We start from the raw sequence: 24,616 nt of genomic DNA, 5'->3' as shown, positions 1-24,616 counted from the left end.
TGTTAAAGGCTTTTCGGTATCCGCCATGTTTAATCAATCATCAGAAATCAAAACTGCGCTTACACTTATCCTATCCCAATACCATGGCAACGCCATAGCAACAGATGCATTTTGTTAAAGGCTACCTTATAACAACTTACGTTCGCCGGTTTTACCAAACCTGTAGCTTAAGCTAACCTCGTGTATGGCCGCATTAAACCCGCCGAGGTTATTTGATGCTATGCCAAATTGGTAGCTGTATCCTACTTTAAAGGTTTCGGTATTAACCGATATTATGCCCGAAGCCTTTTTATTGGTGCGATAACTTGCACCCAGGCCTAACTGTTCTTTTAAATAAATAGTGCCGGTAATATCTGCCAGTAAAGGCGAACCGTTTACGTACGATACCAGCGTTGAAGGTTTAAACTTAATATCATCGGTCAGATCGGCAAGGTATGCCCCCGAAAAATAGTAATGGTTTTTAAGATAGTTGGCATCCTGTACCGATGCCGTGCCTAAGCTGCGGATGGTTAGTTCGGGCAGCGAAAAACCCAGGTAGTACTTACTGCTGTAAAACATCACCCCGAAGCCTATATTGGGCCTTGTTTCGCGTACATCGTCCCTAAACTGGCCGTCGCCACCGGTTGGATCGACCGATGAATAATTAGCTACGTAATTACGTACGCCTGCATTAAGCGATACAGCTAAAAAACCAGTGCTGGTAAGCTGGATACTTTTCGCAAAAAAGGCATTCACTTCCAATTGGCGTTCAACCGCTACCTGGTCGTTCAATACATACACACCGGCCGCGCCACCTATCGACTCTATAGGCAGGCTGCCGCTAAACAGCAAGCTGCTTGGTGCGCCTTCAATACCTATAAACTGTTTACGCCCCATCAGGTTAAGCGAGCCGGCCTTGTCCAGCATGGAATACGCAGGATTTATGGGGATCAGATTATCGGCATACTGGCTGTACGAATAGATCTGCTGCTGTGCCATAAGCGTGCTGCTGCTTATCATCAGCAATACACTTAATATTAATACAAATTGTTTTTTTGTTAGGTTCAATCTCATGCCTTTTGTCTCTCTCGTCAGTAATTTTAATCAGGTTTTATCCATAGTAACAATTTACCCTGTCGGGTACATACCGTCTGGGGTAATTGTGTTAATCAGGGTAATTACAAGCAAGCAATTTACAATTTTAATGGCATTTTATATATTATTATATTTTCGAAAATTGTTGCTGCTTTATTACAAATCTCCATTAAAAACAAAAAGTGTGATAGGGTAAAATCAGCTTTTTTATACTTTAATTAAGGGTAAATAAAACACAAAAAAAGGTTTTAAAACAACAAAGCCCCCGATATTTTCGGGGGCCTTGCTGTTGCATGTATTATATTAATACTTAATGATAATATATCCTGTTTTACGTTTGTTTTGTTTGTCAACCTTGTATTCTAAAGCGTAATAATAAGTACCCGGTTTTAACAACGTGCCGGTTTTGTTAGAGTGGCCGTCGAACAGGTTGGAACCGTCCTTACCATAATCTTTGGTCTCGAATACCAGCGCCCCGTTTCCGTTCATGATAGAAAGCTTGTTACCGCTGTATGCCGAGATCCCTTCAATTGTAAGGAAATCATTTGAGCCATCGCCATTTGGCGATACACCCTGGTGTACCACTACCCCATCATCGTCTGTTGGTGACAAGTTATTAGCCGCTTTGTTTGCAAACAGGAAGCCGGCGTTATTTCTGTCGACCATAAACGTTGTGATCTGCCTGGTAACATACAGGTTATAAGTTTTAATTGTTGTACCATCCTGCGCGGTAACTATCACGTTAATGGTATTTACACCTGTTGTAAGCGCTATTGGCAGCGAAGCGGTATTGCTTGCTACGGTTGCCCCGTTTACGCTGATCGTTGCACCCGCGTCAATTGCCTTAGGCGTTACCGTTATATTGCTTACACTTTCGCTTACCGTAGCGGCAAGGTTTTTATCTGCCGTACCTGTAGTTGAGGTGAGCGCGGCAACCGGGTTAAGCTTAAAGCTGGCCGATGCATTGTTTGAACCGGTACGGCTAACCGCAATGCTGTAGGTTTTGCTGGTAACACCATCCTGGGCCAGTACCGAAACATCGATAATGGTTGTACCAAAACCTAATGTTATTGGGCCCGATGCGGTGTTGTTGGCTACTACATTACCGGCAATGGTTACTGTTGCGCCATTATTTTGCGGTACAGGCATTACCGTAACAGTGCTTGTAGCAGGGTCTACCGAAGTAGCATAATTAACCGACGCGGTGCCTGTTGTTGGCAACAGCGTTACATTAGGGTTAAGTTTGAAACTTACCAATGCGTTGGTTGAGCCTGTACGTGTAACCGTAATATTATAGGTTTTAACCGTGGTGCCATCCTGCGCGGTTACCACAGCGTTTATAACTGTTTCTGTACCGGTAAGGGTTATTGGCGCCGAAGCTGTACCACTTGCTACTGTTGCACCATTTACGGTTATGGTAGCGCCGGCATCCTGTGCTTCTGGCGTTAGTGTTACACTGGTAAGGCCAAAATCAACCGATGCCGTGTAGTTTTTATCGGCTGTGCCGGTTACAGAGGTAAGCGCTGTATTTGGGTTTAGCTTAAAGCTTGCCGATGCATTGCTTGAACCAATACGGCTTACAACGATTGAATAGGTACGGATTGTTGTACCATCCTGCGCCGTTACTACGGTATTAATAGTTGTAGTACCAACATTTAAGTTAATTGGATCTGATGCCACACCGCTGGCAACTGTTGCACCATTTATTTTTATAGTGGCATTTGCATCCTGCGCTGTTGGCGTTATTGTTATACTGCTTGTGGCAGGGTCAACCGATGTGGTATAATTTACGGTTGATGAACCGGTAACTGGTGTAAGTATTGATGTTGGCGTAACCTTTAAACTTATAATAGCATTGTTAGAGCCTGTACGGTTAACAGTAATGCTGTAGGTTTTAATAGTTGTACCATCCTGCGCGGTCACCACCATGTTTATCAGGGTTGAACCAACGTTAAGCGATATAGGTGCCGATGCAGCGCCGCTGGCAACTGTATTGCCATTTACTTTTACGGTAGCACCTGCATCCTGTGCTTCGGGAGTTATTACGATGCTGGCTGTAGCCGGATCTACCGATGTTGTATAGTTTACGGTAGCAGGGCCTGTTGTTGCAGTAAGTGTAGCCGAAGGGCTTACTTTAAAGCTGGCCGATGCATTGTTTGAACCGGTGCGGTTAACGGTAATACTGTATGTTCTGTTTGTTGTACCATCAGCCGAGGTAACAACCGCGTTGATAAGCGTTGAACCAAAGCTTAACAAGATAGGGTTAGATGCGGCACCATAAGCTACTGTTGTACCGTTTACGGTAACAATAGCGGTTGGGTCCTGCGCGGTTGGGGTTACGGTTACGCTGCTGGTATTAGGATCGACAGCGGCTGAGTAATTGATCTTGGCAGAGCCGGTTGTTGTTACCAATGCAGCGGCAGGCGTTAGCTTAAAGCTGGCCGATACATTGTTGGCACGGCTAACCGTTAAGGTATAATCTTTAGTGGTGGCGCCATCCTGTGCGGTTACCACTACATGTATCGTATTTGCGCCAACCAATAACGGGATATCAGCAGAAGTTGCGCCCGAAGCGATGGTAGTACCATTAACCTTTAGGGTTCCGTTAACGTCGGTAATAGTAGGTACTACTGTAACAGATGTTACCGAATTGATTACCGAAGCGGCGTATTCCAGCCTGCTGCTTTCAAACGTGTGGTTTAGCGTACCCGCGCTTACGGTTAGGTTAGCAAGGGTTGCCACAGTGGATGGTAAACGCGTTACTACAACAGTGTAACTTTTCACCGAGCCATTTGGCGCGGTTGATACAACCGCGATCGTGTTTTCGCCCAAGGTAAGCGCTATCGGGTCAGACGGGGTTGCACTTGCAACGGTGTTACCGTTAACCAGCATGGTTGCGCCTTCTTCCTGTAAGGTTGGTTTTACAGTGATGGAGGTTATTTCGTTTGGAACCGCGGCTGTGTAAGTTTCGGTTTCGGGATTAAACACCGGGCTTAAAGTACCGGCATTCAATGCTATCGACGCCAGGTTAGGGCTTGCATCCAAACGGGTTACGCTTATGGTATAAGTTTGTTTATTAACGCCATCTGCTGCTGTTACTACGGTCCTGATATTGGTTGGCGGGCCTGTAAATAAATTAACTGTTGCAGATGGGTTTGAACTGTTGATAACAACAGAGTTTACAGTTACAACCGCGGTGCCATCATTTGCTACCGGTGTAACGGTTAATGTACTAACATTATTTGGTACCGTTACGGTATATGACCTGGTACCCGCAACAAATGCCGGTGCTAATGTACCCTTGTTAATAGCTAAAGAGGCCAGTGTTATATCAGCAAATGGCATTCTGTTTACATGCAGTTCGTAAGTTTTGGTGTGCGCACCGTCTTCTGAGGTTACCACTACCGTAAACACATTATCACCCAAAGATACCGGTATCAGGTCTGTAGTGGCATCGTAAGGTAAAACAACTCCGTTTACAGTTACGGTTGATACCTGGTTTTCTGAAACCGCGAACACGCGTACCGCGGTAACGGCATTTGGTATGTTAACTGTTGTCAGTTCATCACCGGTGGTGAAGTTGAAGTTTTTAGAGAAGCCGCTTGCGCCCGGTGCGTTAACATTTAGCGCGTACAGGTTAGCCACAGGCGATTGCGCAGGTGGCGGTGTGCCTGCGCGGGTTAGCACCAATGTATAGGTTTTGGTAGCGCTGGTATCCTGCGAAGTCACTAATATGTGATAAGTGTTTGGCCCGCCATGTACAGGCAAGGTGTAATTCTGGAAACGTGGTACCACTGTGCCGTCAATTTTAACGATAGCGTTCTCGTTTGCAGATATGGCTCTTAGCGGTATGCCGGTGTAGGTTGAATCAGCAACATCGGCAGTGTATTCATAAACGTTAGGGTTAAACTCTTCGTTTATTGATGTTATAAAAGGGAACGACAGGCTTGCCAGATCCGCATTTGACGACCTTAACCTGTAGATATTTACTATGTAGTTACCATGGCTGGTACCATCTTCTGATGTTACATCAATGGTAACGGTATTTGCGCCAAAATCTAAATTAACATTATTGCCCGGGCCTGGGTTAAGCGCTTGGGTGTTTACTTGTATAGACGCCCTGTCGTTTGTACCTACAGGCTTAAATGTCAGCACACCAGTTTCGCTTGGTACTGTTGCACTGTAAGTATGCGTACCGGCGGTAAAAGGTGTATTTAAAGTGATGCTGCTGTTACCGATAGCTGACAAGGTAGCATCAGACGATGGCGCACGGGTTATGGTAACCCTGTAAACCCTTTCGTCGCCGTTTTGGGCTTTAGCTACTATAACCGCGTCGGTTTCGCCAACATTAAGCGATACGTTAACCGGGTTTGTTGTTGCCAGGTCATATCCGCCTACAGATATTTGTGTGGTAGGCGCAACAGCAGTAGCGGTAACAGCTGTAGAGGTAACCAGGTTACCAACCGACGCCGTGTAATTTAATGTGTTGGCATCAAATGTTGGGCTATAGGTTAGGCCGCTTAGGTTTAGGCTGGCTAACATGTTGTTAGTATCGTAAGCCCTGAAAACATTTAAGGTATAATATTTTGTTGTTGTGCCATCCTGTGCAGTTACAATAACGTTAAAGTTATTTGGGCCTGCGTTTAGGGGCACAACTTTGGCGATGCCCGAAAGAAGCGTACTTCCGTTAAAGTTCATGGTAGCATCTGCCTGGTTAACGGTGGCTGTCAAATCAAACGATGTTATATTGTTAGCAACACTGAAACCATAGCTTGTCCCCTCGCTGCTAAACGCCGGGTTTAAAGTACCCTCGGTAACCGTTAGGTTGGCAAGCGTAGCATCGGTTGACGCGGTGATGGTAAGCGCCGTAGCGTTTGAAGCATCCTGTACAAAATCGTAATTATTCGCGCTTAAGCCACTTCCATTGATCGGATAGTTTCCTAAAGCGCTGTTTAAACCTGCCGTTGTTGTAAAGCTTAAAGTACCTGTTGTGGCAGCTATATTATCGCCATTAACAAAGCCTGTTACCGAACCTGTGTAAGTTGGGTCGGTAGTTTTGTAAGGGCGGCTTGCAGGGTTGGCTACATAGCTTAACGTAGCCTTGCCTATTGCAAGGTTTGCGCCGGTATAATTTAAAGTATAGTTGCTGCTTAACGCTAAGCTGCCCTGGGTAATGGCATGGTTACCTACATCCTCGCCTGCATCCCTGCTAAGGCTACCTGTAAACACATCGCCGAAGGAAAGCGCGTCGTTAGTATAAGTAAATGCAGGGTCGGCACCGCCGTAGGTTTTTGTTTGGGCGTTAGCCGTAACATTAATGGTTTTTGCACCAATAGACAAGTTGGCACCAACGTATGTAATAGCATAATTACCGCTTAATGCGAGCGTGCCCTGGTTGATAGCATAAGTACCAACACTTTCGCCTGCATCGCGTGTTAACGCGCCGGTAAATGTATCAGAAAATGCTAAAGGAGCACTGGTATAAGTAAGTGCAGGGTCAGCATCGCCGTATGCTTTTGTTTGCGAGTAACCATTAACGGCGATTGGTTTAGTAGTAATAATAAAATAAGCCGGCTGAACGGTTATAACGTAATTAGCGGTAACATCGTCATTACCATTCACAAATTTCTTGTCACCAAAGGTCATCAGGTAACTGCCTATATCTTCGCCGGCAGCACGCCCAAAAGCGGAAGTGGAACCATCTCCCGGCGCTAACGACGATCCTACTGCAAAAGAATACTGGTTAAGAAAAGGATCGGGGTCGCCATAAACTTTAGTTTTGGCTACCGGTAAAACGGTAACAGGCCTTTTGTTGATGGTTAGGTTTGCACCTACGTAAGTAATATTGTAATTAGTACCATAGCTAAGCGTACCCTGGTCAATTGCATAAGTACCAACAAGCCTGTTAGTATTAGGGTTTACCCTGCTTAATGCACCTGTTGGTGCATCGCTGTTAAATACACCTGTTGCGGTGTAGGTAAATGCAGGGTCGTCGTCGCCGTAAATTTTAGTTTTGGCGGCGGCGGTAACCGTAACGGTTGCTTTATCTACTGTAAAATATTGTGCAACATTCGTTGCCGCCGATCTGTTGGCATCTCCCGCCTGTGAAGCAGTAATATTGGCCGATCCTTGCCCAACAATATGTATTTGGTTGTTTACTATAGTTGCTACTGCTGTGTTATCGCTGCTGTAGCTAACAGTTAAGCCTGTATTTACGGTAGCGCCCGGTGCAAAATCGGCATTGCCGTAAACTTTTGCGGGCAGGGCGTTAAAGGTTATGGTTTGCGAGGCTTTGTTTACGGTAAGGCTTTGTACCACACTGGTTGCTGCCAAAGTATTGCCATCGCCGGCTTGCGAAGCAGTAATATTTGCCGTGCCCGCGCCAACAATATGGATAGCGCCGCTTACTATGGTTGCCACATTGGTATTATCGCTGCTATAGCTCACTGTTAAACCGCTGCTTGCAAATGCGCCGGGGTTAAAATCAGCATTACCAAATGTTTTTGCCGGCAGCGCGTTAAAGGTGATGGTTTGTGCCGCTTTAGGGCGGGTAAACGTAATGGTGTATGTTTTGGTTGTTGCGCCATCAGCCGCGGTTACTTTTACCGGGATGGCGTTGTCACCGATGCTCAGATTAACACTTGAACCTGAACCCGAAGTTGCCGCAACATTATTTACCTGGATACTTGCACCGCCATTGTTTTTAGTTGGTGTTATGGTAACGGTTGAATTGGCATTTGCTACCGTTGCCGTATAGCTTATTGTACCTGAATTAAAAGCAGGATTTAATGTACCGGCATTAATTGTAAGGGCTGAAAGATTTGCATCATTTGATAGGGTTGTAAATGATGTAACCGCGCCATATGTGGTACCTGCACCACTGGTAGCATAACTTCTTACATAATATAATGTTGAGCCACTAAGGCTGCCTATACTTGCAGAGAAGCTACCTGTACCTGTACCGTTTGATGCCTGGGTAACGCCGCTGCCACCAATAGTTGGTGTGGTGTTACTGCTGCTATACACTACACCACGTGCTGTTACGCTTGCATCGCTTCGCGTTATGTTGCCACCTAAAGTTGCTGTAGTTGATGAATAAGTTGAAACTGCTGTGGTGCTGATAATTGGACGAGCCGGTGCAAATAAAGCATACACACGAAGATAGTTAGGTGTATTTTGCAATCCGGAATGATCAAGGATGCGGGTAGTTGCGCCTGTTGTAAGATCAACCGCATAAATACCGGTATCATCTAACCTTATAGTAGTAGAACTTCCGTAATATCCGTTATAAACAAAAGCACGGTTATTACCCGCATCTAATGCCATATACTGAGGAGATTTAACCAAAGACGTTTTAATTGTAATTTCGCCACCCGAACCTCCCGGGCGTATCTTCCTTAATGCATCGTTAGTTGTTCCTGCATTAATTTGGTCATTATCCGATGTGATGTAATAAAGATAATCCGTAATAGGGTCGTAAGCAATAGCATTTGCTATATTGGATACTGGCGCGTTACCTGTAACCGTATTACTACCCAAATCAAAAGTTAATATTTTACGGCCGCTAAAAACACCCTCATATATAAATACCCTGTTATTGGGTATATCAAGCGCAAGCCATTGTGGTAACGTAGCAATACCGGTTGCTAATGCAGCGTTTTGGGAACCGTCCGGCTTAGACCTGTAAACAGCGTTCAGTGTAGCCGAGCCACCGTTGCTGTTAGTTACATAATATACCCAATCGTTAATAGGGTCGTATTTAATAGCGGTTACCGATGGGCCGGATACCTGGATACCGGCCGGCAAAGTAATGGTATTGATTACCCCGCCTGTACCCATATTCACCACATTGATAACCCTGTTGCCTAAAAAGCCATTGTAAGTAAACACACGGTTATTTGGTGCATCAACCTCGGCTAAGATTGGGTTGGGTATACTGGTAGTTACATTACCATCGTTACCACCATTATAATCAACTTTTTTTAGCGCGTTTGCAGCGTTAGTTGTATTACCGGTGGTGCTATTTATCAGGTAATAAACCTGCGCTTGCGTGCTTTTGGTTATCCCCAATAATATCAGTAATAGCACGGCTGCCGAAAATGATCGGCTGCCTTTTGTTATTACGTTCTTAATGATTGGTAAAAGTTTTTTCATGGTTACGTATTAGTTGTTCTGATTTATATTTTATCGGCAATGCCGTTATATTTTACTAATAAATGTTTGCCCTGTTTTTAAACCGTAAAAACCTGCATGCCGGGCCGGTATGCAAGTGTTATTTATATAAAAAAAGTTAATGCTTAATGCCTGGTTATTGATGCAGGCCACATTAAACTTGTTATTTGCAATGTTGATTGTTCCGGGTATGTTATTGGCTCCTGTTAAAGCGGCTTCGGCATCTAATATTTTCAATTCGTGCCCGTTTATCAAAGCACCTGCCCCGTTGTTCCAGGCTGTGCAGGCTTTAATCAGGCCAAGTATCTCTTTCGCATCCATTGTATCCCAGTTTACCATCACATCGGCCAGTTGGGGCTTTTTGTAATACCGGGCTTCGGTTTCGGCTTGTATCTTGTAAGTCAGCGTTTGCTTGCTGTTTAGTTTGATAAGTATTTTTGATACCCCCTGCACCTGCAACTGGCTAAATGCCTGGTTTGTATAATTGTAGGTATGGTATACTTCGTTATTAATATTTTGTTCCCAAACAACCGCGCCGCTATCCAGCTTACCGGTTAATTGATGGATGGCTAAGCCTAACTGCGCCTCGCCGTTTTTTAATTGCCAGAAAACCGGCGAAGGCCCCCTGTACTGCGGTAAGCTGCCAAAGTGTATGTTAAATATTCCCTTTGGCACACCGCTTAATTCTTCAACTGCTATTTTATGAGCGTACCCGGAAATGAAGATCACATCCGGTTGGTTCATTTGCTGCCAGGTGTACAGCTCTTTTTTATCGTCTTCGGCGTAGAACTGTATATTGTTCATCCTGCAGAAACCGGCAAGGTCGTTCACACCGATATCAGCGTGTGCCGATTTGCCGAAGTATAACATAACCCCTGCTTTTATACTGCTTAGGTACGAAAGCAGGGGTATGCATATTTTTGAATTTGATACAATACCAATTTTCACCGGCACGCGTTAAAATCCTTAAAAATCGTATTCATGGGCACTTATGGCCTTGAAGGATATACACCCTGCCAGGCGATAATATATTGCATGGCAAGAAACGGCGGGGTTATATTAACGGGTTGGCTTCCACCTGTCGGCGCAACTGTCGCTGGGCTTAATGACGAATCAGTCGCCGCGTTCGACCAATTGTTTGTGCCTTCGCCTGTTGTAAGATCAACCGGAAGACCTGCAAGGGCATTACCATTTGGTTGCGGCAGGTTTCCAAGGGTTACGGTATTAATAATGTGTGAGTGCGCAGGCATTTGTTGTGGGGTTATTGTAACCTGTTGGTTACCGCCAATTTGGCCTAATGAATACGGGGTACGCCTGTTGCCGCCAATATTACTGCACTGCGTAGGGAAGGCGCTGCGCAGATCGGGCAATTGAAAGGTAGTAACACCATCGCCGCCATAGCTGGTACCCAATATGCTAAATAAAGCTGTATACTGGTTGATAGACAAAGTTTGTCCTTCGCAGGTAAACCAGCCGTTTGGTGCAAAATTACCTGCAAACATTTTAATTTCTCCTAATAAAGGTTCCATAGTTTAAAGTGATAAGGTTTAGAGTTAATATTTTTGTTAATTATTTAATTAGTCAGTAAAGATAAAATATTTAATTAATTGGCAATAATATTTTGTTTAAAACGTTTGGGCTTTTTCTTAACACCTCATCACCCTCTCTCCTGCTTTGCGTTACACAACAAATCTCTGTTATAAATTACGATCTGCATAGGGTGAAATCAGCTTTTTTTAAAACTCCTTAAGGTGGAAAAAAGGCAGTCTATTAATTTGTATATCTGTTTATAAATAGTCACTTTCGGTAAACCTTAAAATCCGAAAACTATTATGACACTCAAAAACCCCTTATTGTATGTAGCTGTGGCCGCGCTTGCGTTTAGCGCCTGCCAAAACCAGCACGCCGACCTTACCGGCGCCAAAGGCCAGACTTTTAACTACGACAGCCTTAGTTACGAAATGGCCAAAAATTATGTAAAAAATTACGAGAAGCACGCCGGCTCGGTAGATTCTAACTACGTGGAAAACGGTGTTAGAATGGTAAAAAACAAACCTAATACCCGCGCCATATGGTTTAGCGCCGACCGCCTGCAGGCCCTGCTTGATAAAATAAAAAGCGAAGGCGGCGATGGAATCCGTTTTTACATGGCCACTTACGATACTACTTACAACACCAAGGTAATTGGCGGTATTATACCACCAAAAGATTACTGGGGTTACAATACGCTGGTAATGGTATCTACCAAAGACAGCACCAACAAGGTTAACCAGGTATTTCACCGCGATTATTACACCAGCAAACCGGCCAAATCTACTAAACCAACACTGGGCTTTATGGTAGGCGGCACACCTGAAAACCGCGGGGAGCTTTGCCCGCCACCAAAAGATTGCGCCCCAACCGGTGCTACCCTTATACCATGATAAACAGTTATGACATTTGTTACCGTTAATACAGTATCAGAGTTTTTATGCTTCCTTGCCGCTATTTTTTTCCTTTACGGGGAAAAAGTTACGGCATGGAAGCTATTTATCCCTTTTTTACTGTTAACCTGCGCTGTTGAAATTGGCGGCATCTACATCCGCGAGTATATGCGCATTTATAATTACCCTATTTATAATGTGTACCTGCTGTTCGAGTGCGGTTTCACCAGTTATTTTTTTTATTACCTGTACAAGCCTTACCATTATAAGGCGCTATGGCTGCTTAGCTGGCTGGGCGTGTTTGCCGCCATGTATGTGGGCGAATTGTTTTACAATAATTTTGGCCGCTTTACTTCGCATACGGCAACGGTTATGTCGGTAGTGTTTGTGCTGGCCAGCCTTTATTTTTACTATCTAAAATTAAAGGACGAGCATTTTGAGCCGCTTTTATTCTCGGCCCCGTTCTGGTGGGTTAGCGGTACACTGTTCTTTTACTTTGGCAGCACGGTCTGCAATATTTTTTCAGATTATTTAGCAGAGCATGAAAGGATACGATCTGTAAGGTATATTATTTTCAATATCTTAGATATCATCATGTACATCTTCTGGTCATACGCTTTTTTATGCAGATATCGTCAAAGGAAATCATCTCCCTCATTGGGTTAACATCCATCATATTCCTAATTGCGCCGCTGTTTCTTATCTTGTACGTTTTATCGTATAACCGCAGGAAAAAGAAACACCACGAGGAAACCCTTATACTGCAAAAAAACTTTGAGACCGAACTGCTTAAAACACAGATGGAGGTGCAGGAACAAACCCTTAAAACCGTTGCCTACGACCTGCACGATAATATTGGCCAGCTGCTTAGCCTTACCACCATTACCCTAAGCTCTATAAACCTTAACGATAGCAGGAACACCGCCGAAAAGATAGCCTTGGTAGAGGACCTCACCCTACGGTCGATAAAGGAGGTTAAAGCCCTGTCGCGCTTGCTGCATGGCGAAGAAATTGTGAGCAAAGGCTTAAGCGCGGCTATCGAATTTGAACTGGAATGGTTAAAACGATCAGAAAAATTTGAGATAACTTTTGAGCATAACAATATGGCAATAATAAGCGATAACGCTAAGGATACGATACTTTTCAGGCTTTTTCAGGAAATAATAAATAATATTATACAGCATGCTAAAGCTACCGGTATAATTATTAATTTAGAAGCAATTGAAGATACCCTGAAATTAACTATACGCGATAACGGAGTTGGGTTTGATGTGGATGAAATATTAAAGCGGAAGGGCGGCATGGGCCTTCATAATATTAAAAGGCGAAGCGCGATGATAAATGGCACGGCTTCAATTGTTTCCACAAAGTTAAATGGAACCATCATAACCATAAACGTACCGTATAAGTAACACATGCAAACCGATAAAGTAAACATTGCCATAGTAGACGATCATACACTGTTTCGCCAGGGCCTGGCACATTTACTGACAGAATCGAACGAGATAAACGTTTTGTTTGATGCCGATAACGGTGCCGACATGATAAAAAAGCTGCCGGCCTACCCCCTGCCCGACGTGATACTGATGGATATTACCATGCCGGTGATGAACGGTTACGAAACTACCAAATGGCTAAAAGCCAACCACCCGGGGGTAAATGTACTTGCTTTAAGCATGTTTGAAGAAGATACCCCTATTATTGGGATGCTAAAGAGCGGCGCGGGTGGTTATATGCTAAAACAATCAAAAGCTGCCGACCTGGTAAATGCCATAAAAGGGATAGCTTCGCAATCGTTTTATATTAATGAACTGGTATCGGGCAAGCTGCTGCGGAATATCCAAAACAACCAGCCACTGAAAAACGCCCCTATCGGATTAAACCCCAACGAGCTTAAATTCCTGGAGCTGTGCTGCTCTGACCTTACCTACAAGCAAATTGCCGACATGATGAACCTTAGCCCGCATACCATCGATAATTACCGCGAGGCGCTGTTCCAAAAATTCGAGGTAAAGTCAAGAACAGGCCTGGTTATCTCGGCCCTAAAAAACGAGCTGATCAAGATCTGAAGGCAATAATTATAAAATATTTGTTTTTGCAACAGGCCTTTTAACTGCCGGGGCAGCCACCGTTTTTATTTTGGCGGTTTTAGCTTTAGGGGCCTCTGCTACGGTTTTGGGTTTGTCATCAACCTTAATTAGGGCGGCTTTATTTACCTTAATATCCTTAGCAAATTTTTTGGCAAGCTTTTTTGCTTCTTTCTCTATCTGCTTATCCAGCTTTTTAGAACCCTCGCCAAACCTGGCGGTAATTTCTTTTAACTGGGTAACCAGGCTTAACTGAATGGCTTTTTGAGCGGCCTTTTTTGCTTCCTTTACAAGTGGTTTAAGTTTATCTTTCATATAAGGGTTGTGATTATTTGCAAAAGTAGGCCACAACCCGGTTAATTCAATATTATCATTATGTTAAGCGTGAGGCTGTTAGTTAACATTGTTTTTTATAGCAGGTGCTTATTCTTGCCTTTTTGTTCCAGATCGGTTATAAAGGCGGTAAGTTCTTTTGTAAAATTATCCAGTGATACAGCCGATTCTTTCATATATCCTACCAGCCTTTTTAGTGTAACGGGCTTACCTATACAATCAGCAAGCAATTCCGAAATTCCCAGGATATTGGCTACCGGCTGCCTTACTTTATGATGGGTCATAAACATCATTTCTTCCAGCCCGGCTATGTATTCGCGCAAAAATTCCTCGGCCTTCTTTATTTTGTTATACGCTATACTAAGTTCGGCTGCACGCTTTTCCTTTTCTTCATTCTGAAACAAAAGCTCGTGGTTGGCTATAATTAATTCGGCGGCACGCTTCTCTTTTTCTAAATTTTGAAATGCAAGTTCGTGATTGGCAATGATGAGTTCGGCAGCGCGCTTCTCCTTTTCTCCGTTTTGAAAAAGGAGTTCCTCGTTGGAAACGATAAGTTCGGCGGCACGTTTTTCCTTTTCCTCGTTTTGGAAAGCGAGTTCGTGGTTTGCTATTACCAGTTCGGCTGCACGGTTCTCCTTCTCGGTGTTCTGGAATATCAGTTCGGCGTTAGCGATGATCAATTCGGCGGCGCGCTTTTCCTTTTCATCGTTCTGATAGGCCAATTCTTTATTGGCGATGATGAGCTCGGCGGCACGCTTCTCCTTTTCATCGTTCTGATAGGCCAATTCTTTATTGGCGATGATGAGCTCGGCGGCACGCTTCTCCTTCTCTGTATTTTGAACAGCAAGCTCATTGTTAGCGGCTGCAAGCTCGGCGGCACGCTTTGCCTTCTCCTTGTTTTGAAAGAGCAGGTATTTATTAGCGTTAAGTAGCTCAGACGTTATTATTTTTCGCATTTGGGTATCGAATAGGGATAGGTTGGAAAAGACAATTGGTGATTTGAGAAGGGTAATGGTCACCAATTAAAATCAAGTTACAATTTATAGTTATAACATAGCCTGATTATTATATAATAATAAATAATAAACTGCCGCAGTTTAACATTTACCTTTAATGGCTAAGAAATTGAATTTAAAGGAAATATCAACGTGCAAATATCGCACTACTTCCCTGTTAATAGGCCGCTAAATCGAATTTAACCCAATAGATATCATCCTGCCCGTTGCCGGGTTGGCTAAGCAGGCTATTTAATTCGGGATAGGTAACGGCTTTGTTATTATACCATTCTTTACGCAGGCGGTTACTGGTGAAAATTAAATATTTTTTATCGGGAGTAACGTATGGGCAATAATCAAGCGCGGTGCTGTTAATTGCGCCGGGTAAATGTTGTGCCGGCAGCCAGGTATTTGATTTGTCTTTTTTGCTGATGTAGAGATCACCCTTGCCTTTATCATCGGCGCGACCATCAGACGAGAACAGGATAAACTGTTCATCAGGGTCGATAAAGGCGTTAAATTCACCGTGTTCGGTATTAACACCACCGGGCAGACTTACCGGCGGTGCGTAGCCTTTTGGGGTATAGGTGCTTACTACAATATCTTCGCCGCCTTTACCATATGGCGCTTCTACAGTAAAATACAAGTTGCCACTTTTTGCGACAGAAGAGTAAAATTCATTTTTGGCTGTGTTTACCGTTGTGCCTAAATTCTCGGGCTTGCCCCACCCCCCATCGCCTGTTTTAGAAACCTTCCAGATATCAAAATCGCGTTTGGGCTGGTTTCCCGTAACCGGCCTGTCGGACGAGAAGAAAAGGGTTTTACCATCCGGCGAGAAGGCGGCCTCCAGGTCCCGGAATACGCCCGAGAATGGCGCGACTTCGGGTTTGCCCCACTTACCGTTTACTTTGGCAAGCCTGATAATTACACTGGCAATAAATTTAGGGTGCTGTATGGTGTAAAATATTTCATCGCCGGCAAGCGAAATAGTAAAATCGCGGTTTGACAAGCCTGTTGATACCACTCCTTTGGCAAACAGTGCGGGCGTATCTGTTGGCAGGTTATCATCAGGATAACTTACCTGGGCATTAGCCAGGCTACTGATAAATATCCCCAGAAAAAGAAATACGAGCTTGTTCATACCTTGTTATTTGCATGAACAAGGTATTACTTTTTTAACACAAATTTATACAGCACCGCATCTGCGCCGTTAAGTTTAAACTGCAGGTTGTTTTTTATGCCAATGGTGTTCTGTTGCAATAGTTCTTTTACGCTTATTACTTTTGAAAGATCTAATCCAAGGCGTTGCGGAGAAACAGAAAACCCTTTAGCTTCTTTGGTATAATTTATCACAGCCATATAAAAGGCATCACCAATTTTTTGGGTAAATATATCTGACGTGCCCACATTACCCTCAACCGGGCGGAATGCTTTGCCGTTTTGCACCAGTTTTATCAATTCGGCATCCTGGTAATATTTTTTTACGCGGGCCATCCATTGGCCGGTAACCGAAAAATCATCGCCACTGATCCATGTCCCAGTAACCAGGGCCGATAATAAGCGGGCACGGTTGGCACCAATTGTTTCATCCGCAAACACCACATGATCGGCATCTATGTAATTGTACAGGTTGGTTTGCCACCAGCCATAGCTTAAGCTATTGAGTGTGTACTGGGTGTGGTCTATGGTTTTAAAGGCATCGCAGGCTATACGCCTCATGTGTACATACCTGCCGGTTGCCATACTGGGCGATATGGCTGCATATACCAGCATTTGGCCCCCAAGCTTGTCTACCACGTATTCCATACCTTTACGGTAGGCCTGCATGCCCGTAGTTACCGTTGGGTCGTAAAACTTATTGGCCTCAACCGAGGCATGGCCCAGGAAATCTATCTTGATCATTTTAAAGCCGCATGCCTTTAGCTTACCCAGCACGAATGCTATGCGCTGCTGTGTACCCGGATGGGTAGGGTCTAAAGCCCTTGCGCCATCAATATCGTTATAGCCATCGCCGATCTTCGTCCACATTTCACCAAAGGTATAATTGCTGCCCTCTGCTTTCCTGTCCGGCCCGCCGGCATGTCCCCAGTCGGTAAACGGCGCCCAGTAAACGCCGGGTTGTAAGCCTTTTGCTTTGCAGTGGTCGGCGAACTGTTTTAACTCGCTGTAGTCACCGTTATGCACAAGTTTATCCCAAAACGAATCCAAATCGATATAAGCCGTATTGCCCGTGCGGAACGCGGGGATACTATCGGCAAAAAAGTCGGCCGTTTTGATGATCTTATCGAGCGTGAGTTTCTCCTGCATTACACCCCAACTGTTCCAGCCTACGGGGGTGGGCTTGTCCCAGTTAAAAATATAAGGCGGTTCGGCAATACGGTTGGCTTTGGCGTATTCTTCCATACCTGTGCGCCAGTCGCTAAAAAAACCAACAAATATTTTTGGTGATGTTATAATGTCGCCGTTGATGTTGCCGTGTTCAATTTTGTCACGGGTTACGGCTTCGGCGGTGTATCCGCCCCAAACTTTAATTTGGTTTAGCCTACTGTGAGCTTCCAGGTCTACCCCCGTTTTCCAAACCGCATGCTCTACCGAACCTGCCACAATCCCTGCCCTGCTTTGATTGGAGAACACCGTGCCTACCTCTGAGCTTACGCCAGTAACCCCGGTAAAAGGTTTTGAATTATAGCTGATGAAATTATCGTTATCAAAAGGCACAAACAATGAGCGTACATCATCGCCTTTGATGTTATTAAAACCACCATTAACCGGCGCCATATAGTTGCTTTTAAGTAACGTGCCACTAAACGAAATAGCGGTAAGGAAATAATTTTTATCAGCATAAGTATAAAATACCTGTTTCATTTGTGGCAAACCTTTAGCGGTTAGCCATATGATATGCTTAAAGCCCTTACCAAAACCATCCCGGATACCCAGCCGGGTATATTTTCTTAAACGGTAATCTTTCGACCTAATGGTATCGGCATTTACTTTGGCCGTTGCATAAATATCCGGGAAGATAAGCACACCCTTTTGGTAAACGTTGTAAGTACCGGTGTTTAAATTATAGCTGATCTTGCCGTTATTACCGAACTGAATACTTACTGTACCAATGGCGGCCGCAGGTTTTGCGCCGGCATTTACCTTAAACATAAAAGCAAAGGGAAACAGGATACCTATGAAGTATCGGGCATAAGTTTTTAGCATGTTTTTATTCAGATAACAATTAATTGGTTATGCCTTTACCGTAGAAATGGTTTTTACCTGCCCGTTTATTTTTACTTTTACCTTTCGGGGGCGTGAGGAGATTATCCGGTAATTGATCACCTTTCCGTCTTTCCAGCTAAAATTTACGGTGTAGTTTCCACGGGCTTTTAAGCCCTTAACCTCGCCCGATGCCTTCCAGCTATCGGGCACGGCAGGCAATAATTCAATAAAACCGGCATGGCTTTGTATCAGCATTTCGGCAATACCGGCGGTGGTGCCAAAGTTACCATCAATTTGAAATGGTGGCCCTGCCGATAATAAATTGGGATAAATGCCGCCACCTGCGCCATAGTTAATATCGGTTTTAAGGGTAGGTTTCATTATTTCGGTAAATAGTTTGTATGCCCGGTTACCATCATGCAGGCGTGCCCAAAACAGAAGCTTGTATGCGATAGACCAGCTTGGCCCGTCGTCTCCCCTAACTTCTAATGTTTTTTTACAGGCTTCGGCTAATGCCGGAGTTGCCTCGGGTGTTATTAACGATGCAGGGTACAGCCCATATAAGTGCGAAATATGCCGGTGCTGAGGTTCGGTTTCTTTATAATCTTCCAGCCACTCCATCAGGCGGCCGTCCTTGCTGATTTGTCCGGCGGGCGGCAGCTGTTTTAACTTGGCAGCAAGGTCTTTTCTTAACACTTCATCCTTACCTAAAAGCCTGGCCGCGGTGATCACGTTATTGAATAACTCCCTGATGATCTGGTTATCGATTGTTGGGCCAACGCAAATGCTGGCCGTTTTACCATTTGGCAGGTAAAAGCTATTCTCGGGCGATGAAGATGGCGAAGTTACCAGCCAGCCGGTTTTATCATCTTTAGTAAGCATACTGCTGTAAAACTGCGCCGAGCCTTTTAATATAGGATAGATCTCTCGCAGGTAATTCTTATCTTCCGAATAGGCATAATGTTCCCAAAGGTTATTGCACAGCCAGCCCGAGCCGGATTTGGTTACCCCCCAGGACGCACTTTCACCCGGTTCCGTAAAACCCCACACATTGGTTATTACGTGGGCAACCCACCCATTTGCATTATAATAAGCTTTTGCTGTGCGCTCGCCGGGCTTTACCATTCCTTTAACCAACTGGGCCAAAGGCAGGTTAAGTTCCGACAGGTTTGATACCTCCACCGGCCAGTGGTTCATTTGTACGTTCACATCCAGGTGGTAATCGCCGTTCCAGGGAGTGTTTATTTGATTGGCCCATAATCCCTGTAAATTTGGCGGCAACAACCCCACCCGCGTGCTGCTGATGGTAAGGTACCGCCCATACTGGTAAAAAAGCACCGGTAAATATTTATCAGCATTGGGGTTTTTATGAAAACTGATAAGCCTTTTATCGGTAGTTTCATCAGGTGCGGTGCCTGTACCCAGGTTTACCGCAACTCGCTCAAACAATTTTTGATATTTGGCAATATGTTGTGCCCGCTCCTGCGCGTAAGGCGTTTTTAACGCTGCCTCAAGGTTACTATCTACATTTTTTTTGTAATCTGCACCTCTAAAATTTGTACCGGCTGATAGGTAGATGATGACCTCGGTAGCATTTTTCACCACCAGTTTGTTGTCGTCGTGACTTAATGTACCGCCTTTTAAACGGGTTTTAACTTTGGTTAGGTACTGCATGCCGCCCGCATCTGTACCGCTTTTAAGCTGCCCGTACATTTGCAGTTCGCCATTTTTTTCGACGGTCATTGATCGCTCGGGGCGGGATAGGTCTATAATAAAATTTAATTGCCCCGGCTTATCTGCCGATAGTTTGATGATACTTACATCGTTACCAAAGCTTGTAAAATATTCTCTTTTATAGGTAACACCGTCAACCACAAAACTGGAGCTGGCAATGGCGTTATCCAGCGATAGCTCGCGTTTGTAGTTGGCAGGAGAGTTGGCCTTATCAGGGTTTGCGTAATTAAACTTTAGCTTCAGATCGCCAAGTACCTGATATTTACCAAACGGCTCGCTGCCTGATCCTGCCCCTGTGCAGATAAAATTTTTATCGACCAGGGCCTGCGCCTCGTTATTCTTTCCTTCAGCAAGCAGCTTCCTTATCTCTGGCAGGCTTTTATAAGCTTCGTAATTATTGGCATCCTGCGGCGCGCCCGACCATAGCGTAATATCGTTTAAAAGGATGTGTTCTTCGTTTATACCGCCATCGGGCATCATACCTAAATGGCCATTGCCCAAAGGCAGCGTCTCTTCCCACTGTGCGGCCGGCTTATCATACCAAAGCTTTAGTGGTTTGTTTTGTCCGTAGGCTATATCGCTTAATAAACAAATTATGGTAATCAGGTATAAGGATCTTTTCATTATCGGTTAGTTAACAAATGGCCTGTTAAACCGCCGGGGTTTGAGCAGGCTATTTTTACAATTGGTGAAATACTAATTGGCTGGCTAAAAATAAAAGCTTGTTTTCTGCTTTAAAATGGACAAATCCAGCAAATAAATGGATTATTCGTTCCTCAGGAAATATACGATGCGGCAGGCATTGCCCTTACTGTTTGGATTATGATGACCGGCTATTTTTAGCTTTAACACATGCCTGCCTTTGGCAAGGTTGCCATCAAATAATACATACCATGGCAGGTGCAGCCAGCCGCTCCATTGGGTGTACAGGTCTGTCTCTTTAAAAGCGCCACCATCAATAGAATAAGAAACCACCCCTGCGTCGCCACCCGAAACAACGCCCATGCCAATGGCTGTGCCGTTAAAAGGCAATGTAAGTTCCGCGCCTGCTTTTTCAGTAACGAGGGTTGGTACGTTTACAAAACCGGGGCGTGTGTCCAAACTATCTTTAGGTGTCCAGTTATCGTCTATCGCCCAATTTTTATCGTAATCTGCATTGGTGATGCTGTAATAGTTACCATGTTCAAAGTTCGATTTGTTTAATGGTTTAGGCAACGGCGTTACTGCGAATTTTTTAACAGGCTGCTCCGCGCAGCTTTGCAGCAGGCTTTTTATATTGGCGAAGTACAATTCCTGGCCAAACTGCGCGGGGTGTATGTCTTTAAAATCATTAAGCCAGCTAAACTCCTTGTTTTGTATCTTATCGTAAACTTCTTTCGCAAGGTTAATGGAGGGCAGGTTATAGTACTTCGCGACCAGTTCGTGGTTTGCTACTTCGGCAGGTGTTTTTCCTTTTCCGTAATCGTTGCTCTTATCCGGGTCGGCGAAGGACATCAGGATAATATCCATTAAAGGGTTGTTGCGTTTTGCATGCCTTACGATACCCTCCAGATCGCGCACCTGCGTGAGGCTGTCGGTTCCGTTCACCCGGTCGTTTACGGCAGCTTCTAAAAATAAAAGATCAACCCGGCCGGAATCGAGCACGTCGCGTTTTAAACGAAAAGCATGCGGCAAACTTCCTAATGATGGTATACCCGCCTGTATAAACCTGAACTTTGTTTTTGGATAGCGATCTTTAAGGTAACTACATACCTTATCGCGCCAGCCGGGGTTAAACGTTATGGATCCACCTAAAAAAGCGACAGTAGCAACATGTTTTTGGGTTACTGCCGAAAGAAAATGATTTAGCCCCCCTCTTGTATGGTAATAATTACGGTAAGGCAACGCTTGTTTGTAAGCTTGCTGCGCCTTAGCAGGCATTACAAACGATAGAGACACAAACATGGCAGCAATGCATTTTAACATAGGTTGATATATAGCCGGTTTATTAAAAAACAAATTTAAAGCTTTACACAAATAAACCATCCTTTGCAGGGATGGCTTATTTAATGAGATATAGCGGGGCGTAAGCTTCTTATTTTAGCACATCGTTAAAAAAAGTCATTTCGCTGATGTTGCTATAGTAGCCATCGCCGGTGGTTACATGTTTAACCCTAACGCGGATGTATCTTACAGGTGGTATCGCCGCATCAAAATTGATCTTGATGAGCGCCTGCCCGTCATCGTTACGGGTTACATCTTTTAATAGTGTCCAGCCTTTGGCCTGCATTTCGGTTGTCCAGCCGTTATCATTTGGCGACAGGTTTGTGGCAGCGTTAGTAATATCAGCTATTCCCCATATCTCAAACTGGTCGGGATTATTACAGCAGTTACGGCCGGTTTCTTCCATGCTGGTAAGCACTTTATAAACCTTGCCCATATCAAATGTAAAAGTATGCGGCATGTGGTGGTCGCCATCGCTGTGGAAGATATTTGGATAGCCCTGCGGGCCTACCGAACCATCCCAAAGTTTACTTACGCTTGTCTGGCCTTCATACGTCCCAACGTCGCCGTTCAGTTTATTTTCTTTGAATAACGATTTTGCGCATTGGCTTATACCGTTAATTTCGGGGAAAGTGCTGTAGTTTTCTACATAAAATGTATCAATAGCCCCCTTTACCGGGATATAACCCGAACGGAAACTCACAGGCTCGCCCGATTTATAATCGGTAATGGTGTAGGATGTGCTATCGGGGTCCAGGTCTTTTTCTACAACATCACCATCCCTGTTGGTATATTTTATAATGGTTGATACATTTAAGGATGAGGTATCGGCTGCTAAAAAGTTAAGTTTAACGTTACCATTTTCGGATACGTTGAACGGGTTAGCAGCATCATAAACCCTATTTAATAACCCACTTTGATAAATCGGGCCATAAACCTTAACATTATTAATATCCAGCGGAACAGATTTATTGCCTTTGGAATCAAGCGATACGATGGTGAACGAATAAATATATTCGCTAAGCCCCGGTATTACGGCGGTTACCGAATCGGATGTGTTATGGTTGGTTGAATTAACCACCAGCGAATCGGCTTTGTTATTCCAATAAATAACATATTTACTAACGCTTGGATCGGGGCTTGGGCTCCAAACCAGGGCGGTGCGTAAATTACCCGGTTTAGAGTGCGGGTTTATTACTTTACCGGGATAGGTTATTTCCTTATCGCCCAAAAATTTCTTAAACTCCTCATCCTTTTTCTCGCAACCAATAAAGGCCGCTACAATAAAGAAGATGAGACAAATACGAAAAAGGTTTTTCATAATTTCTTATTTAAATTATATATCAAATATTATTGCGGTTTGCCATAAACCGTTACTTCCATTAAATGGGCTGCATCGCCTTTACCCCAGGTATCGTGCACTAAAAGGCGCAGGTACTTTACCGCGGGTGCGGTTGCCGGCACCAGGAAATCTACCCCTGCCAATACAAATTTCTCATCTGCCTGATTGGTAAAGCCCGGTTGTAAACCCGACGGAGGGTTTGGATAACGATAATTGCCCAGATTAACCCAGTCACCAATAACTGCTCCAACAGGTGCCGACTGCGGAAGCACAACGTCCTGCGGTGAATCTACAGTAGAGCCCCACCAGCTAAAGTTTTTAGGATTACCATGGAAGAAAGCATATTCCAGCGGGCGTTCAAATATCTTTATGCGGCTTATCTGCGCGGTTACACCAATACCAAATGTGCATTGCATAGGCTTGCCGGTACCGGGGTTGGTATGCCAGCCATTGGAATAGCCATCAATTTTACCATCCCAAAGATAAGGTAGGTCCCAGCCGTACCCTATTTCGCTATCGCTTGGTTTGCGGTACACCGTAAATTTGGTTTTATCCAACTGGGTTTCAAAAAGCGGGGTGATATCCAGCAAAGTGGTATCAGATATATTGCCGTAATTATCGGTTATGTACACACCAAATTTGCGCTGCTCGGATGGAAACCCGCGTACAGAATAGTCGATGGTATCCTGGTTAGTGTAGTGCTGGTCGCTCACTTCGAGCGCCTGGGTAGAATTATCCATCGCTATTAAAATTACCCCAACTTCTTTTTTGTTAGGATTAAGCGCCTGTATATGCACACCTCCAAAATCGGTAGTGAGCGATACGGTTGGCTTTATCAATTTATAGTAAGGCACATCGGGGTTAACGGTTACCGTTAGCGGGTCGGATTTTACATTGGCCCGGCTTACGGTGTAAAGCGTTACCTCGTAGGGTTTATTAGTGGCAAACCCTTCAACCTTTACCGTATCGGTGTAATAACTGGATTTTGTTTCCCTGGATGTTTTATCGTTTATTTTATATTGAGCCAGCACGTACAAAATATTATCGGAGTTGGGCAAATTATAAGTTATAAACGCACCTCCGTTATAGTTTGTAACCTTTATGTTAGTAACTACATCGGGTTTAGTTTTATCGGTAGATACCGGCTGGGTATTGTATCCCTCGTTCTTTTTACAGGCCGAAAGCAAACAAACAAAAGCTAATATCTGCAGGCTAAACAAGGCCTTAGCGGAATATTTATTTATCTTTTTCATAATCAATTTCTTT

General features: G+C 44.3%; 16 protein-coding genes. 4 read left to right on the top strand and 12 right to left on the bottom strand.

The window, feature by feature from the left end; all coding sequences use genetic code 11:
- Positions 1-126: 126 nt before the first annotated feature.
- From EWM62_RS07070 to EWM62_RS07055, 4 genes are all read right to left on the bottom strand, one after another.
- Complete coding sequence (locus EWM62_RS07070; RefSeq protein ID WP_129875949.1) at positions 127-1,053, bottom strand: PorP/SprF family type IX secretion system membrane protein; 927 nt, start codon at positions 1,051-1,053, stop codon at positions 127-129.
- Positions 1,054-1,377: 324 nt separating this feature from the next.
- Positions 1,378-9,228 carry a cadherin-like beta sandwich domain-containing protein gene (locus EWM62_RS07065; RefSeq protein ID WP_129875948.1) on the bottom strand — a complete coding sequence of 2,617 codons (7,851 nt, stop codon included), beginning with the start codon at positions 9,226-9,228 and terminating at the stop codon, positions 1,378-1,380.
- A 45-nt stretch (positions 9,229-9,273) separates the two neighbouring features.
- The gene (locus tag EWM62_RS07060) at positions 9,274-10,116 is read right to left on the bottom strand and encodes a formyltransferase family protein (RefSeq protein ID WP_129875947.1); all 843 of its coding nucleotides are present in this window, start codon (positions 10,114-10,116) and stop codon (positions 9,274-9,276) included.
- 119 nt (positions 10,117-10,235) lie between these two features.
- Positions 10,236-10,775: a phage tail protein gene (locus tag EWM62_RS07055; protein ID WP_129875946.1), complete on the bottom strand. Its 540-nt coding sequence runs from the start codon at positions 10,773-10,775 to the stop codon at positions 10,236-10,238.
- A gap of 303 nt (positions 10,776-11,078) precedes the next feature.
- Between EWM62_RS07055 and EWM62_RS07050 the strand changes: the two genes are divergently transcribed.
- Genes EWM62_RS07050 through EWM62_RS07035 form a run of 4 tightly spaced genes read left to right on the top strand, consistent with a single transcriptional unit; the run spans position 11,079 to position 13,738 of the window.
- Positions 11,079-11,669 (top strand): hypothetical protein, encoded by a 591-nt coding sequence (locus tag EWM62_RS07050; protein WP_129875945.1) that lies wholly within the window; start codon positions 11,079-11,081, stop codon positions 11,667-11,669.
- A gap of 9 nt (positions 11,670-11,678) precedes the next feature.
- Positions 11,679-12,335, top strand: a complete 657-nt coding sequence (locus tag EWM62_RS07045) for a hypothetical protein (RefSeq protein ID WP_129875944.1) — start codon at positions 11,679-11,681, stop codon at positions 12,333-12,335.
- Complete coding sequence (locus EWM62_RS07040) at positions 12,293-13,081, top strand: sensor histidine kinase (RefSeq protein WP_129875943.1); 789 nt, start codon at positions 12,293-12,295, stop codon at positions 13,079-13,081. The genes EWM62_RS07045 and EWM62_RS07040 overlap by 43 nt, the downstream gene beginning before the upstream one ends.
- 3 nt (positions 13,082-13,084) lie before the next feature.
- The gene (locus tag EWM62_RS07035; protein WP_129875942.1) at positions 13,085-13,738 is read left to right on the top strand and encodes a response regulator transcription factor; all 654 of its coding nucleotides are present in this window, start codon (positions 13,085-13,087) and stop codon (positions 13,736-13,738) included.
- A 9-nt stretch (positions 13,739-13,747) separates the two neighbouring features.
- Here the strand turns inward: EWM62_RS07035 and EWM62_RS07030 are convergent, their stop codons facing one another.
- The 8 genes from EWM62_RS07030 to EWM62_RS06995 all read right to left on the bottom strand — a co-directional run bounded on the left by EWM62_RS07030 (position 13,748) and on the right by EWM62_RS06995 (position 24,603).
- The gene (locus tag EWM62_RS07030) at positions 13,748-14,071 is read right to left on the bottom strand and encodes a hypothetical protein (RefSeq protein WP_129875941.1); all 324 of its coding nucleotides are present in this window, start codon (positions 14,069-14,071) and stop codon (positions 13,748-13,750) included.
- A 95-nt stretch (positions 14,072-14,166) separates the two neighbouring features.
- The gene (locus tag EWM62_RS07025; RefSeq protein ID WP_238989295.1) at positions 14,167-15,045 is read right to left on the bottom strand and encodes a coiled-coil domain-containing protein; all 879 of its coding nucleotides are present in this window, start codon (positions 15,043-15,045) and stop codon (positions 14,167-14,169) included.
- A gap of 217 nt (positions 15,046-15,262) precedes the next feature.
- A complete protein-coding gene (locus tag EWM62_RS07020; RefSeq protein ID WP_129875940.1) occupies positions 15,263-16,225 on the bottom strand; it encodes a TolB family protein in 963 nt (320 codons plus the stop codon).
- A gap of 26 nt (positions 16,226-16,251) precedes the next feature.
- A complete protein-coding gene (locus EWM62_RS07015; protein ID WP_129875939.1) occupies positions 16,252-18,291 on the bottom strand; it encodes an alpha-amylase family protein in 2,040 nt (679 codons plus the stop codon).
- 27 nt (positions 18,292-18,318) lie between these two features.
- The gene (locus tag EWM62_RS07010) at positions 18,319-20,649 is read right to left on the bottom strand and encodes a glycoside hydrolase family 95 protein (protein WP_129875938.1); all 2,331 of its coding nucleotides are present in this window, start codon (positions 20,647-20,649) and stop codon (positions 18,319-18,321) included.
- A gap of 141 nt (positions 20,650-20,790) precedes the next feature.
- The gene (locus EWM62_RS07005; protein ID WP_162499797.1) at positions 20,791-21,990 is read right to left on the bottom strand and encodes an SGNH/GDSL hydrolase family protein; all 1,200 of its coding nucleotides are present in this window, start codon (positions 21,988-21,990) and stop codon (positions 20,791-20,793) included.
- Positions 21,991-22,099: 109 nt separating this feature from the next.
- Positions 22,100-23,329, bottom strand: a complete 1,230-nt coding sequence (locus EWM62_RS07000; protein WP_129875936.1) for a DUF4998 domain-containing protein — start codon at positions 23,327-23,329, stop codon at positions 22,100-22,102.
- A 29-nt stretch (positions 23,330-23,358) separates the two neighbouring features.
- Positions 23,359-24,603: a DUF5000 domain-containing lipoprotein gene (locus tag EWM62_RS06995; RefSeq protein ID WP_129875935.1), complete on the bottom strand. Its 1,245-nt coding sequence runs from the start codon at positions 24,601-24,603 to the stop codon at positions 23,359-23,361.
- Positions 24,604-24,616 lie beyond the last annotated feature (13 nt).

Source organism: Mucilaginibacter terrigena (assembly GCF_004168255.1).
Lineage (GTDB): Bacteria > Bacteroidota > Bacteroidia > Sphingobacteriales > Sphingobacteriaceae > Mucilaginibacter > Mucilaginibacter terrigena.
The sequence above is the reverse complement of the archived record's forward strand: the minus strand, read 5'-3'. Positions and strand labels throughout refer to the sequence as shown.